The sequence below is a fragment of the Ruminococcus sp. genome (assembly GCF_016283395.1).
On sequence record NZ_JAEEMU010000046.1, the window covers coordinates 1 to 13,995 of the forward strand.

The 13,995-nt window shown below is 44.9% G+C and carries 11 protein-coding genes; all 11 read right to left on the minus strand.

Annotated elements, in window-relative coordinates; genetic code table 11:
* Positions 1-309: 309 nt before the first annotated feature.
* Positions 310-1,731 (minus strand): glycogen synthase GlgA, encoded by a 1,422-nt coding sequence (glgA, locus tag QZZ41_RS11215; RefSeq protein WP_295071977.1) that lies wholly within the window; start codon positions 1,729-1,731, stop codon positions 310-312.
* 15 nt (positions 1,732-1,746) lie between these two features.
* The gene (gene glgD, locus QZZ41_RS11220; protein WP_295071980.1) at positions 1,747-2,868 is read right to left on the minus strand and encodes a glucose-1-phosphate adenylyltransferase subunit GlgD; all 1,122 of its coding nucleotides are present in this window, start codon (positions 2,866-2,868) and stop codon (positions 1,747-1,749) included.
* 15 nt (positions 2,869-2,883) lie between these two features.
* Positions 2,884-4,110: a glucose-1-phosphate adenylyltransferase gene (locus QZZ41_RS11225; protein ID WP_295071983.1), complete on the minus strand. Its 1,227-nt coding sequence runs from the start codon at positions 4,108-4,110 to the stop codon at positions 2,884-2,886.
* Between the two features lie 36 nt (positions 4,111-4,146).
* A complete protein-coding gene (gene glgB, locus QZZ41_RS11230; protein WP_295071986.1) occupies positions 4,147-6,201 on the minus strand; it encodes a 1,4-alpha-glucan branching protein GlgB in 2,055 nt (684 codons plus the stop codon).
* A 235-nt stretch (positions 6,202-6,436) separates the two neighbouring features.
* Positions 6,437-8,668, minus strand: a complete 2,232-nt coding sequence (locus QZZ41_RS11235) for a SpoIIE family protein phosphatase (protein ID WP_295071989.1) — start codon at positions 8,666-8,668, stop codon at positions 6,437-6,439.
* A 283-nt stretch (positions 8,669-8,951) separates the two neighbouring features.
* Positions 8,952-9,587, minus strand: a complete 636-nt coding sequence (locus tag QZZ41_RS11240; protein ID WP_295071992.1) for a precorrin-8X methylmutase — start codon at positions 9,585-9,587, stop codon at positions 8,952-8,954.
* Positions 9,587-11,056 carry a cobyric acid synthase gene (locus QZZ41_RS11245; RefSeq protein ID WP_295071995.1) on the minus strand — a complete coding sequence of 490 codons (1,470 nt, stop codon included), beginning with the start codon at positions 11,054-11,056 and terminating at the stop codon, positions 9,587-9,589. The genes QZZ41_RS11240 and QZZ41_RS11245 overlap by 1 nt, the downstream gene beginning before the upstream one ends.
* Complete coding sequence (locus QZZ41_RS11250) at positions 11,049-12,083, minus strand: aminotransferase class I/II-fold pyridoxal phosphate-dependent enzyme (protein WP_295071997.1); 1,035 nt, start codon at positions 12,081-12,083, stop codon at positions 11,049-11,051. The genes QZZ41_RS11245 and QZZ41_RS11250 overlap by 8 nt, the downstream gene beginning before the upstream one ends.
* Positions 12,077-13,048 carry an adenosylcobinamide-phosphate synthase CbiB gene (cbiB, locus tag QZZ41_RS11255; protein ID WP_295072000.1) on the minus strand — a complete coding sequence of 324 codons (972 nt, stop codon included), beginning with the start codon at positions 13,046-13,048 and terminating at the stop codon, positions 12,077-12,079. The genes QZZ41_RS11250 and cbiB overlap by 7 nt, the downstream gene beginning before the upstream one ends.
* Positions 13,045-13,605: a histidine phosphatase family protein gene (locus QZZ41_RS11260; RefSeq protein ID WP_295072003.1), complete on the minus strand. Its 561-nt coding sequence runs from the start codon at positions 13,603-13,605 to the stop codon at positions 13,045-13,047. The genes cbiB and QZZ41_RS11260 overlap by 4 nt, the downstream gene beginning before the upstream one ends.
* Complete coding sequence (locus QZZ41_RS11265) at positions 13,606-13,995, minus strand: bifunctional adenosylcobinamide kinase/adenosylcobinamide-phosphate guanylyltransferase (RefSeq protein ID WP_295072006.1); 390 nt, start codon at positions 13,993-13,995, stop codon at positions 13,606-13,608. It lies immediately after the preceding gene.

The window sequence follows — 13,995 nt, forward strand, 5'->3', positions numbered from 1 at the left end:
GAAATCTCAAGGGTCGTTACTTTTCTTATTCGCATTGTTCAATTTTCAAGATGCTGTTTACCATCTCTTGCGAGACAGCTTTAATATTATATCACTTTCCTTCAGACTTGTCAAGAGGTTTTTCGAATTTTTTCAAAAAACTTTTTCTCTCAACCGCTGCTTTTCAACAGCTCCTTGCCGGACAGTGATTATATTATAACACCCTTTTGAGGATTTGTCAAATCAAATTTTATGAATTTTTCAAGAACTTTTTTATATAAAATCACAACTTATAAACAACAGCACCCCATTGCTGAGGTGCTGTCAATATTACTCTGCTGCAAGAAGCTGCTTATACGTATCAATATAGAGCTCAGCCGATGACGACCAGCTGTGATCGCACTCCATAGCACGTATAACAAGTTCTTCCCATACCTGTTTATCCTCATAATCACGACGGGCACGTTTCACAGCATCAAGCATATCGTTTGCATTATACGTCTTGAATGTGAAACCGTTTCCGTTCTCACCGCCGTTATCTCGTACAGAATCTCTTAATCCGCCTGTTTCACGGACTATGGGGATAGTTCCGTATCTCATTGCTATCATCTGTGCAAGTCCGCAGGGCTCACTCTGTGACGGCATGAGGAACATATCCGCTCCCGCATATATCTTATGCGAAAGCTCGGGATTAAATCCAACTGTCACCGAAACTTTATCAGGATATCTTGCAGCCATTTCGAGGAAGAAATCTTCGTATATCTTCTCGCCGCTACCAAGTATCGCGAATTTTACGCCGCTGCGCACGATCTCCTCAAATACGCATCTTATGAGATCAATTCCTTTATGCTTTACGAAACGTGAAACTATACCTATAACAGGTTCATCTCCCGGTGCGATGCCAAGCTCTGCAAGGAGAGCTTCCTTGCATATTTTCTTGCCGTCCAGCTTTTTGGAAGAGTAGTTCTCTGCTATCATTTTATCCTTATCAGGATCATACAGCTTTGTATCAATACCGTTCATTATACCGCGCAGCTTATACTGCTTGGTAACGAGTATCCTGTCGAGACCATGAGCATACCACGGGTCAAGTATCTCCCACGCATAGCTTGGGCTGACCGTTGTTATCATGTCACTTGTCTCGATAGCCCCCTTCATCATATTGACAGAGCCGTCGTACTCGATAAGTCCTGCATTGTACATAGGGATACCCATGAGTTCGCTGAGAACTTCCTTTCCGTATTTGCCCTGATACTCTATATTGTGTATGGTATAAACGATCTTGATACCATCATATCCCTGCTGATACTTGTAATAAACATTGTAATACACAGGTATCAGCGCAGTCTGCCAGTCGTTGCAGTTGATGATATCGGGAGTAAAATTAATGTACTTCAGCATTTCAAGCACAGCCCTGTCAAAGAAAACAAATCTCTCACAGTCGTCATAAAATCCATAAAGTCCTTCTCTTGAATAATAATACTCATTATCAATGAAATAGTAAGTTACTCCGTCCTTTATCGCCATAAATATACCGCAGTACTGCTTACGCCATGAAACATCAACTGTAATATTCGTAAGGAATACCATTTTATCGCGGAATTCGGGAGCGATAGATTTATACAGAGGTATGACCACCCTGCAGTCATGCCTTTTTGATTTTATTGCTTTTGGAAGTGAACCTACTACGTCTGCAAGTCCGCCCGAAGCTGCAAAAGGTACAGCTTCACTGGCAGCAAATAGTATTTTCATATATTATCACCGCCGTCAGATCTTACCGCCTTTTCCTATATATAGCGGATATGTCTCAGAGCCTGTAAGCACCTTTTCGTTGCTTATCTCAACGTTTTTATCGGTTATTACCGATGCGATGCTGCAATTTTCTCCTACCTTTGTTCCCTGAAGGAGTACGCAGTCCTTGACCACTGAATCCTTTCCGACTTTAACGCCTCGGAACAGTATAGAATTGATTACTGTACCTTCAATGACGCAGCCGTCTGCAATGAGTGAATCCTTTATATTTGACTCAAGACCGTATTTTACAGGTCCGTTATCACCTATCTTTGTAAGAACAGGCATATTTTTCTGGAAAAGTGCATCTTTCTTTGCAGGATCAAGAAGGAGCCTGTTGGCTGCATAGTACTCCTGGATACTGTCTATCCTTGTGAAGAATCCCTCATGCTTATAGCCCATTATCTTGAATTCATCCTTCTTTCGCTGAAGTATCTCACGGGTAAAGCTGTACTGGTTGCGGCTTGCTGCATCGGATACGATCTTCTTTAAAAAGTCCTTTGTAACGATGCACATTTCAAGCCAGATATTGCACTCGCCTGTTATCTGCGGATCAACAAGAACGTCCTTTAATCTGTTCTCATCATCGAATTCGAGAACTGTTGTGCAGTTGTCCTTTTCACAGTTATATAATCCTCTGCTGTACACCAGAGTGATATCAGCCTCTGTATCCATATGCTGCTTGAGCACAGGATTGAAGTTGAGTGTAGTAACTACATCACAGTTCGACATGATGACATATTTGGCATTTGAATGCTCAACATATCCCCATATATTATTCAGCGCATCCAGTCTGCCGTTATAGATACCGCCTGTCTGACTGTACGGCGGCAGAAGATGAAGTCCGCCCTTTTTACGTGAAAGATCCCAGTCACGTCCTGAGCCGAGATGATCGAGGAGAGAACCGTAATTCGACTTTGTGATGACACCCACCTCGGAAACTCCCGAATGAACGAAGTTTGAAAGCGGAAAATCTATCAGTCTGTAACGTCCGCCAAATGGGATAGAACCCATAGTTCTCCTCTTAGTCAGCTCACTGACATAAGAATCATGCATACTTGCAAAGATAAGTCCCAAAACATTATAATTAACACTCATAGTAACATTCCTCCGTCAGATATTTTCGCCGATGATCTGTTTTGGCTCGACTACCTTTTCAGCCGAAACAGTCACGTTATTTCCGACAACGGCAATGCCCCATTTATCCTTGTCCTCAATGCTTTCAGGACTTGATCCGATATGAGCGCGATTTTCGATAACGCTGTCGCTTCCGATTATTGCATACTCTACAACAGCACCCGATTTTATAACAGTTCCGGGCATAACGATACTATAGTTTACAGAAGCACCTGCTTCGATAGTAACGCCCGAGAAAAGTATGGAGAAATCAACAGTTCCGTCGATAGTGCTTCCCTCTGATATCATTGAGTTTTCAATGCAGGCATTATCTCCTACATACTGCGGAGGCATATTGCTGTTACGTGAATATATCTTCCAGTTCGGATCATAAAGATCAAGAGGAACACTCGGGCTGAGAAGGTCCATATTTGCTTCCCAGAGCGAATCGAGAGTTCCTACGTCCTTCCAGTAGCCCTCGAATTCGTAAGCGAAAAGTCTCTGCTTGTCGCGAAGCATAGATGTGATGATATCCTTTCCGAAGTCCTTTGACCACGGCTCACCCTTTTCGCGTTTTGCGTTAGCTTCGTTTTCGTTTTCGATAAGGTATTTGCGGAGCTTCTCCCATGTGAATACATAGATACCCATTGAAGCCAGTGTGGACTTTGGCACCTTCGGCTTTTCAACGAAATCTGTTACCTGCTTCTTTTCATCGCAGATCATTATGCCGAAACGTGATGCCTCAGCCTTTGGTACATCAATTACGGAGATAGTACAGTCCGCATCGTTTTCAACGTGGAAATCCACCATTTTTGAATAATCCATTTTGTAGATATGGTCACCGCCGAGAACGACAACATACTCAGGATCATAACGCTCGATAAAGCGCATATTCTGGTAGATAGCATTAGCTGTGCCCTCATACCATGAAGCACCTGCCTGAGTCTCGTAAGGCGGGAGAACGTGTACGCCTCCGTTCATCTTATCAAGGTCCCATGGCTGTCCGCTTCCGATATATTCATTCAGTACCAGCGGCTGGTACTGTGTAAGAACACCAACTGTATCAATGCCTGAGTTGGTGCAGTTTGAGAGTGGAAAATCTATCAGACGATATTTGCCGCCGTATGGTACTGCGGGCTTTGCAACATTTTTGGTCAGTGCATATAGTCTGCTGCCCTGACCGCCTGCAAGGAGCATTGCAACGACTCTTTTTTTAGTATACATATTTTTCCTCCTGGATAGTAAAAAACATAATGGAATTTATTTTGCCTTGGCAGAAGTCTTTTTCTTTGCCGTGGCCTTTGTCTTTTCTGTCTTGTCAGCCGCCTTTGCCAACTTTACAGAAGTTTTGGCTGTTGAAGCTGTGCGCTTCTTGACCGGAGTTTTCGCAGTCTCTGTCTTTACAGCCTTTGGCTCTCGCTTTTTCACAGGTGAGAATTTAAGATATATCACCGAGAGAGGGGCGAGGGTCATTGAGATACTGTTATCATGTCCATGCATGGGCACACTATCCGACTTGAACGTTGTTTCGGTAATGCCCGAGCCGCCGAACTCTACAGCATCTGTATTGAATATAAGCTTGTATCTTCCCTTCTGCGGAACGCCTATCCTGTAATCGCGGCGTTCTACAGGAACGAAATTGCATACAGCTATTATCTCGTCGCCATTGTCGTCGATACGTCTGAAAGAGATGATACTCTGCTTGTAATCGTCATTGGATATCCAGCTGAAGCCGTTCCATGTATCGTCATTCTGCCAGAGAGGAGGATTATCAATATAGAATTTATTCAGCTTTTCAGAGAACTTCAGCAGACTCTTGTGCGAATCTGTTCCAAGCAGCTCCCAGTCAAGCTGAGACTTGTAATCCCATTCCTTCATCTGACCGAATTCCTGTCCCATAAACAAAAGCTTCTTGCCGGGATGTGCGATCATATAAGCAAGGAAAGCACGGTATGAAGCAAATTTCTGCTCATATTCCCCGGGCATCTTGTTTATCATGGAGCATTTTCCGTGTACTACCTCATCATGTGAGATAGGCAGGATATAGTTCTCGGAAAATGCATAGAAAAACGAGAATGTAAGTTTATCGTGGTTGAATGCACGATAGATCGGATCAAGAGACATATAGCTGAGCATATCGTTCATCCAGCCCATGTTCCACTTGAAATTAAATCCGAGTCCCCCTAAATCGGTAGGCTTGGTAACCAGCGGCCATGCCGTTGACTCCTCGGCGATCATAAGTGCGTCGGGGTGTTTGAGAAAAACAGCTTCATTGAGATGCTTGAGGAACTCCACAGCTTCAAGGTTCTCGTTGCCGCCGTAGATATTGGCTGCCCACTCGCCCTCACGTCTGTCATAGTCAAGGTAGAGCATAGATGCTACAGCATCGACTCTGAGACCGTCTACGTGGAATTCGTCAAACCAGTAATTTGCGCTTGAAATAAGGAATGAGCATACCTCAGCCTTTCCGTAATCGAAAACTCTCGTTCCCCATGCCTTATGCTCCTTCTTGCGGTCATCTGTGTATTCGTAGCAGCAGCCGCCGTCGAACTCATAAAGACCTGCTTCGTCCTTAGGGAAATGTGCAGGCACCCAGTCGAGGATAACGCCTATCCCTGCGGCATGGAACATATCTATCATCTTTCTCATATCATCGGGAGTACCATAGCGCGAAGTAGGCGCAAAGTAACCTGTTACCTGATATCCCCACGAGCCGTCGTAAGGGTACTCCGTAAGAGGCATGAACTCTACATGAGTATATGACATTTTTTTGAGATACGGGATTATTTCCTTTGCGAATGTTTCATAATCGAGGAATATCTCTTCGCCGTAATTCTTCCACGAGCTGAGATGTACCTCATAGACATTCATAGGGCTTTTGTAAATGCTCACAGAACTTTTATTTTCAAACCACTTGTCATCTTCCCATTTGTAATCGCTCTCGTATATCTTTGAAGCTGTGCCGGGACGCGTCTCAAAATGATGAGCATAAGGATCGGCTTTCATGATGATCCTGCCGTCCTTAGTTTCGATGCTGTATTTATAAGCATCGAACTGTTTAAGTCCCGGGATATCAGCCTCCCAGATACCGTCTGAGATAAGCGACATTTTATTTTGCGTTCTGTCCCAGTTGTTGAAATCACCTACAACAGATACGCTTACAGCATTAGGAGCCCAAACTCTGAAAGTGAAAACCTTGCTTCTTCCCTTTTTCTTAGAATGAACGCCAAAAAATTTATATGCTTCATAGTTTTTTCCCTGGTAAAAAAGGTACAGCGGAAAATCGTTAAGATTGTTATTTTTATTAACAGACATAATTCAGCCTCCTTTGCTATAATACATTTTATCAGAATCAGCAGAATTATTCAAGCTTTTTTGAAAAACGCACATAAATTTTATAGGTTATGCTAATATTGCCATATCTAATTAGTGCAATTTGACATATTTATTTTGAGGTTTTCTCCTACGCTCTTGACAAATTGCACAGCTATTGACCTTGTTTCGCCTATGCTGTATGACATTTGAGTTAATATTTTGTTAACAATCTCATTTACTCTTTTAATCTGAAAGCTATTACCGTAACGTCATCTGAGTGTATGGTCTGATTGAAAACATAAGCTTTTGTGCAAATTTCGTCCACGATATGTTTTATATCATCACCGCCCATGAGAAGCTCTTTTATGAACGGATAAGCGTTCTCGGATATGCCGTCCGAAAACATTATCACTATATCCCCAGCTTCAAATTCGCACTCCCTTGCAAACAGCTCGGAGTGTTCATATATGCCTATGGGGAAAGTGGGTGCGGTTATTTTCAGTACGTTCCCACCGTGGCGTATAAGTGTTGCCGCAGCACCTGACTTTATCACCGTAAGGCTGCCGTCATCAAGGTCTGCGCACAGCGCATCAAGAGTTGCAAAGCTCTCCTCCCGTGACTTCGTTACCATGAACGAATTTATCAGCTTTACCGTTGACGCTACGCTTACTCCGCCGCTTACAAGTCTGCGGAAAAGTCCTGCTACCATACGCGATTCCATAGCTGCATTTTTACCTGTTCCCATGCCGTCGGACAGCACAACATATCCCATGCCTGCACCGTCTGTGAACACAGTATAAGTATCACCGTTTGCAGCCGAATTATCAGCGCATGATGACGAAACATATACCTCCATGCTGTAGCGCGGTCTTTCGTATACCCTTATGCGCATTTCATTTCCCGAGCGTATCAGCTCAGTGCAAGACATATTCAGATGCAGCTCGTCTGCAATAAGATCGCATATCCTAGTCCCGTTTTCGGGAGCATTTTCAGCTTTGAAATACACCTCCGCAATAAGCCTGCTGCGGCTGTTGTAATAGGCTATCACTGATGAGATCACAAAGCCGAATTTTTCCAGTTTGAGCCTTATGCTCCTCCCCACAGTTTCCGAACAGCGTATATCCAGTTTCTCACTTGTTGACCTTATGATATCCTCGGTTATGAGCATCTGTTCATGCAATAGTTCACGGCTCTCGGAAAAGCGCATTTCCATAAGCTTTGCAGCCGCCTTTTCTCTTGCACTTTTCACAAATACTTCCTCGATCTTCTCCTTGTGCAGACAGTCCGCAAGCTCCTGCGGAAAGCTCTCCTGCGCAAACTCTCCCATTTCCGCAAGCTTCGCAAATCCGCGGTATGTGTTGCCCTTATCTGACTTCCAGCAGAAAGGTCTGCGATAACATAGCGAACACACCTCTGCCGAATTTTCCTCTATTTCATTCACAGTATCACAGCTTTTTGACAGCATCTGTGAAACTCTTTCCGACTCTCTTCTCAGCTCTCCCACAGTCTCGGAAAGAAAACTCATTCTTGTGTTTATCATATCCGTCAGAGAAGTATCTTTCCCGTCAGTCCTTACCCATTTATCAGAAAATACCGATGCAGCAGGAATAAAAATACCTGACGCGCATATAATATCAATAATGCCGCCGACGCTGTTCACAGTAAGTCCTGTAAGCACTGTAAATACAAAGCTTATCCCTGCAAAAAAAGCTGCCGCCGTAAATGGTTTCTGTCTGCGCATATATCCCGTGAGAAGTCCCGAGGCAGGCAGAAGCACTATTCCCATTCCTGCTTCGGAAGATGAAAGAAATGCTCCGCAGACCGTCAGCGCACCGCATATGACTCCACCTGACTGACCGTAAAAATATGCACCCGTCAGCGTTACGGCTGCGCCGATAACTACACCCACATTCACTACGGGAACATCAGCTCCGCACAGTGATGATACCGCCACTATGTATACAACTGCACATGAAAATCCGCCGCTGTTAGAAACGTCTATGACTTTCTTGTGCTTCAAGTCCATAATAAACCTTGCCGCCGAATATGCTGTAAAGCCTGCAAGCGCACCGTAAAAAGCATAAAAAAGCAGCTTCTGCGGAAGCTCGCCTATAACAGCTGAAACAGCCGCACCCGAAATAAGTACGCTCACGCCTGTATTGATACCGCATAGCTTCTCATCGTTTTTCGGTTCAAGGAACATCTTGATTATAACGATAAGTGCAGATGCCGAAAGCTTTACTATATTCCTGCCGACTGTGCCGCTTATGATGCAGCGCACCATGCTTCCTGTAAATACCGCAGCCGAGTACGGAAGTCCAACTGCTCCTGCTAAAGAAATATCCGCAAATGAAGCAACTCCGCCCACCTTTGCTCCCGACAGTACAAAGCCAGCCGCCGCACATACCGAAAAGAAAAACGCAAAGGAAAAATGCTGCCATTCTCTGAGTTTTTTTATATTTATCATCACACATCACCTCGCAAAATATACAAAGGATTATACCACATCTTTGGCGCGTGATATGTCGAAGTCAGCTGTCGGATATGCACTGTTTTTGACGCAAAATAAAAAGCTGTGCAGATGCACAGCTGAGTGATTTATTCTTTTGTCGGATACGAACAAAATAATATATTGATTTTATGCAAAACAGAGAAATCAAAAAATTTTTTTTTGATAATCAACGGTTTCCCATTGAATTTTTACGTTTTTTGCCCCTTTTACAGAAGCACATTTTCATCGCAGTGTTAAATCACTGTTCTCTCCCAGTTGCCATATACAAAAGAGCATTGCAGATAGCCGCAGCAACATTGCTGCCGCCCTTTCTGCCTCTTGCAACGATACAAGGGATACCGCTTTCGATTATGAGCTCCTTGGACTGCACAACATTCACAAATCCCACAGGAACGCCGATTATCAGCCGCGGCACGAAGCTGCCTGCGTCGATATGTTCGCGAAGTCTTATAAGTGCAGTAGGAGCATTTCCAACTGCATAAATAACAGGCTTGCCAAGCTTTGCAGCCTTGTCCACCGACGCAACAGCACGGGTCGTACCGTTTGCAGAAGCCGTCTCCGCCACGTCACTGTCAGCCATGAAACATTCCACCGTACAGCCAAGCTTACCAAGTGCAGTTTTATTTATGCCCGACTTTGCCATATTGGTATCGGTAACTATTACAGCCCCCTCGGAAAGTGCAGAAAGTGCTTTCTGAACAGCACCCTCGGAAAAGTACATATTGTCGTAGTAATCAAAATCCGCTGTAGTATGTATAGCTCTCATAACTATTGGACGTATATCCTCAGGTAGCTTTCTGTCGCCCAGCTCAGACTCTATTATCTCGAAGCTTCTGTGTTCGATATCCTGAGGAAGAACGTATTCAAGCTCCATTATATCCCCTCCTCTATTATCCTGTAAAGCATATCCATATCAATACTTCTTCGAACTCCGTCAGCAAGCATATCAAACTGTGACTGCTTGTATTCTTCTCTGCTGACTGTACCGCCGCGATAAGCGATACCCTTACGTTCAAAGAGATGTCTGACAAGTCTTTCCGAGACGTACTGACTGTCGAATATACCATGTATGTAACAGCCGCAGACATTACCCTCATAAGCACCGCCGCAGTCCAGAAGTTCAGGGCTTTCGCTTTCCGTAGTTCCCATGTGTATCTCGTATCCTCTGAACTCCGCCCCGCTGAAGAAGTCCCAAAATCCGTTGATATTGCAGAAATTCCCTTCTGTCTGAGTCTGTACCTTTTCCGAGCCGAATACGGTACTGCATTTCAGCATTCCCATACCGCGTATACTTCCGCCGCCTTCACTTCCGAGGGGATCGGATATGCTTTCACCAAGCATCTGAAAACCGCCACATATACCAAAGACGGGAACGCACTTTTCAGCACATCGTTTTACAGCCATTTCCATACCGCTCTCACGCAGCCATTTCATATCAGCAATGGTACTCTTAGTACCAGGGATTATTATCATGTCAGGAGTACCAAGCTCCTCGTACTTCGTTACATATCTTACACCCACGCCGTCATACTGAGCGAACACATCAAAGTCGGTAAAATTTGATATTTTCGGCAGCCTAATTACAGCTATGTCAATAATTCCTTTACTGCTTTTGCTGTCGAGTTTTCGTGAAAGGCTGTCCTCGTCCTCGATGTCGCAACGGAGATACGGAACGACTCCGAGAACAGGCTTTCCGCCGCGCTGCTCAAGTATATCTCTGCCGCTGTCAAACAGTGATATATCCCCTCTGAACTTATTCACCACAAGTCCCTTTACCATATCAAGCTCTTGCTTTTCAAGGAGACTGAGAGTGCCAAGAAGCTGGGCAAAAATGCCGCCTCTGTCTATATCTCCCACCAGAAGTACAGGAGCTTTCGCAAGCTCTGCCATACCCATATTCACGATATCATCGGATTTAAGATTGAGCTCCACAGGACTGCCTGCCCCCTCGATAACGATGATATCATGCGCAGCCGAAAGTGCATTATAGGACTCCATTATCTGCGGCACAAGCTCGCGCTTGCGTTTGAAGTACTCAGCGGCGGTCATATTGCACACAGCTTTTCCATTGACGATTATCTGCGAACCGCAGTCAGTAGTGGGCTTTAAAAGCACAGGATTCATCAGCACCGACGGCTCAACGCCTGCGGCTTCTGCCTGCATAGCCTGCGCCCTGCCTATCTCGCAGCCGTCAGAGGTTATGTAGGAATTAAGTGCCATATTCTGGGATTTGAAAGGTGCGCAGGAATAGCCGTCCTGCTTGAAAATGCGGCAAAGTGCAGCCGCAAAAAAGCTCTTTCCTGCGTTGGACATAGTACCCTGTATCATTATTGCCTTAGCCATTGACGCACCTCCTGAGCACGGAAACCAATACTTCATTTTCTTCGTGTTTTTTTACTGCCATTCGGTAAAAGCTGCCGTCAAGTCCACTGTAGTCATCGCAGCAGCGCAAAAGTATCTTCTCTTTCAGCATACGCTCTCCGAGATTTTTATCAGCTCTGAACAGGATAAAATTCGCATCTGAGGGATAGCTTTTTATCCCGAGGATATGCAGTTCTTTTTCCAGGTATTCCCTTTCATTTTTCACAAGCTCAGCCGCTTTGCGGACATATTCTTCTTCATCTAAAGCAGCTATACCTGCTGCCTGTGCAGGTGTGGAAACGCTCCAGTACTGCCCCGTACAGGCTATCTTTTCCGCAATGCACTTATCTCCGCAAACTACGTATCCAAGCCGCAAGCCAGCCATTGCATACAGCTTTGTGAAGGACATAAGAATAATAGTTTTATCGTTCATGCAGTTCATAGCTGAAAACTTTTCTGCATTGTCCATAAAGCCAATAAAGCTTTCATCACAGAAGAGAAAAGCGGCATTTTTTTCACATTCACGGGATATTCTTGAGAGTATATCAGGTTCGATAGCTCTGCCAGTTGGATTGTTGGGAGTACACAGAAATACCATATCATGACCGCTGATATGAGAGACGATCTCTTCCGTAACTTCAAATTCTTTTTCCTCGGAAAGAATGTATTCATAGACCTCGCAGCCGTTTTCGGCAAGTGCCTTTTTGTACTCGCTGAACGCAGGCGAAACTATGAGCGCATTTTTCAGTTTTAGCGCAGAAACAGTGCGGTAAATAAGATCATCAGCACCGTTTCCGCAGACCATATTATCAGCCGAAATGCCATGCTTTTCCGAAAGCATTTCACGTAGTTTTCTGCATGACGGATCGGGATATACGTCCGAAAAAGCTACTGCATCAGCAGCCGCCTGACGTACACTTTCAGGCATTCCAAGTGGGGAAAGATTTGCGGAGAAATCATGCTGTATATCCAGTGAAAGGTCATTGCCGCCGTGTTTTCCGTTCAGCATAAGATACCTCCCACAATAACACATCTGACTGCAATAGCAGCCGCAAATACAAGAGCAGAGCTTGCATACATGAGCCTGTTTGCACGGCGTATATCCTCGTTCTCGATCGGGCGTTTCCTGTCGCCGATGAACTCCTTTTTATGGAGCTCCCCGAAGTAATATGCATCGCCTGCAAGCTGAACTCCGAGAGCACCTGCGCAGGCTGCTTCTGTCTGAGCTGAATTAGGACTTGCGTGTTTTCGTCCGTCACGTATCCATATGCGGTAGGAGTCCCTTCCGCTGAGTCCGATAAAAGGCGCAGTCATCACCATTGCAAGAGCTGTCAGACGTGAGGGAAAATAGTTCAGAACATCATCGAACTTCGCAGCAAAACGTCCTATATCAGCGTATTTTTCATTTGTGTAGCCTATCATTGAATCCATAGTATTTACGGATTTATAAAACGCTCCGAGGACAGCTCCACCCAGTGACATATACATTATGGGAGCTGTAACGCCGTCGGAAGTATTCTCCGCAACAGTCTCCACAGCAGCCTTTATTATGCCCTCTTTGTCGAGGACTGCCGTATCACGTCCGACTATCATTGAAACAGCCTTTCGCGCTCCCTCGATGTCATTTTTTTCAGTCGCACGATATACCTTCATGCTCTCATCTCTGAGGCACTTCGCAGCCACAAGATAATAGCACATTATGCCCTCTGCTACAACTCCAAGCCACAGGGATATCGAGTACAGAGCAATGAGTATCACAAGTGGCACTGATACCGAAATAAGTATCACTGTCAGTGCAAGAAATACTCCGCCCTTTCGCAGATCATTGCTCAATTTTCTGCGCACTAAGGCTTCAAGGTGTGATATGAGCTTACCGATGAGCCTTATAGGGTGCGGCAGGCTGTAAGGGTCGCCGAGGATACAGTCCAGCACCGCCGCTATAACAAGCGGCAATGCCGCAATTATGTAATTCATATTTTCTCCGTTACCGTAATATTATTTCCGTCAAATTCTGTGATATAGCCGTGACCGTTGGCGATATGCCAGTCGTAGTAGCTCTTATGCGGAACTGCAAAATGCTCAAGTATCGCCATGATAGTTCCGCCGTGAACTACAAATGTAAGGTGGTCGTCCTTGTCAGCATTCTCAATGCACTTCATAAATCCGTCTATGCAGCGTTTTTTGAAGTCCGCAGGAGCTTCACCGTTTGGAAAAGCAGCCTCGCCGCCGCTGTCTATCCAACGCTGATAACGGCTGTCCATAGAAAGCTCGATGTAATTTTTGCCCTCAAAGTCGCCGAAATCACACTCTCTCAGTTCATCGCAGATCGTCATTTCAACGGACGGAAATATAAGCTCCGCGGTCTGTATACAGCGTTTCATGGAACTGCAAAAAAGCTTTCCGCACTGAGGATAGTCTATTTTCATCAGCTCCGCAATTCCCGAAAAAGCCAGCGGCTCGTCAGTTCTTCCAATGTATCTCAGCTCGGTATTTCCTGCTGTTTTACCGTGACGAATAAGATCTATCCTCACTCAGATTTCTCCTTTCAGAAACTCCGCAATACCGCATATTACACGCACTACTGTATCGCTTTCGGCAGCTATGATACATCCGCAGCGTCCCACGTTTTCACGGTATACACGCTCCCTCTTTTCCATTGGAACTATACCGCAGCCTATCTCGTCCATAATGATGATACATTGGCTGTTCTCGCTGCAAAGCCGCTGCGTAAACTCAACGGGGTCAGTTCCCATATCCATAAGCCTCGAAACAAGCCTGTGATAGTCACTTATACATACTGCCGAGAATACTTTTTCCATATCGCAGTCCAAACCGCTTATTATCTCATCAGCCTTTATCCCAAATAGCTTGCAGGCGGTTTCAGCCTTGCCCTGATAAGCTCCACCTGTGATAAATCTCAT

What these genes read in the sequence shown, in the direction of transcription:
- QZZ41_RS11225 (WP_295071983.1), bottom strand. Translation starts at nt 4,110, where the DNA reads ATGTATACTAAAAAAAGAGTCGTTGCAATGCTCCTTGCAGGCGGTCAG.
- glgB (WP_295071986.1), bottom strand. Translation starts at nt 6,201, where the DNA reads ATGTCTGTTAATAAAAATAACAATCTTAACGATTTTCCGCTGTACCTT.
- glgA (WP_295071977.1), bottom strand. Translation starts at nt 1,731, where the DNA reads ATGAAAATACTATTTGCTGCCAGTGAAGCTGTACCTTTTGCAGCTTCG.
- QZZ41_RS11265 (WP_295072006.1), bottom strand. Translation starts at nt 13,995, where the DNA reads ATGAGATTTATCACAGGTGGAGCTTATCAGGGCAAGGCTGAAACCGCC.
- QZZ41_RS11235 (WP_295071989.1), bottom strand. Translation starts at nt 8,668, where the DNA reads ATGATAAATATAAAAAAACTCAGAGAATGGCAGCATTTTTCCTTTGCG.
- QZZ41_RS11240 (WP_295071992.1), bottom strand. Translation starts at nt 9,587, where the DNA reads ATGGAGCTTGAATACGTTCTTCCTCAGGATATCGAACACAGAAGCTTC.
- cbiB (WP_295072000.1), bottom strand. Translation starts at nt 13,048, where the DNA reads ATGAATTACATAATTGCGGCATTGCCGCTTGTTATAGCGGCGGTGCTG.
- glgD (WP_295071980.1), bottom strand. Translation starts at nt 2,868, where the DNA reads ATGAGTGTTAATTATAATGTTTTGGGACTTATCTTTGCAAGTATGCAT.
- QZZ41_RS11250 (WP_295071997.1), bottom strand. Translation starts at nt 12,083, where the DNA reads ATGCTGAACGGAAAACACGGCGGCAATGACCTTTCACTGGATATACAG.
- QZZ41_RS11245 (WP_295071995.1), bottom strand. Translation starts at nt 11,056, where the DNA reads ATGGCTAAGGCAATAATGATACAGGGTACTATGTCCAACGCAGGAAAG.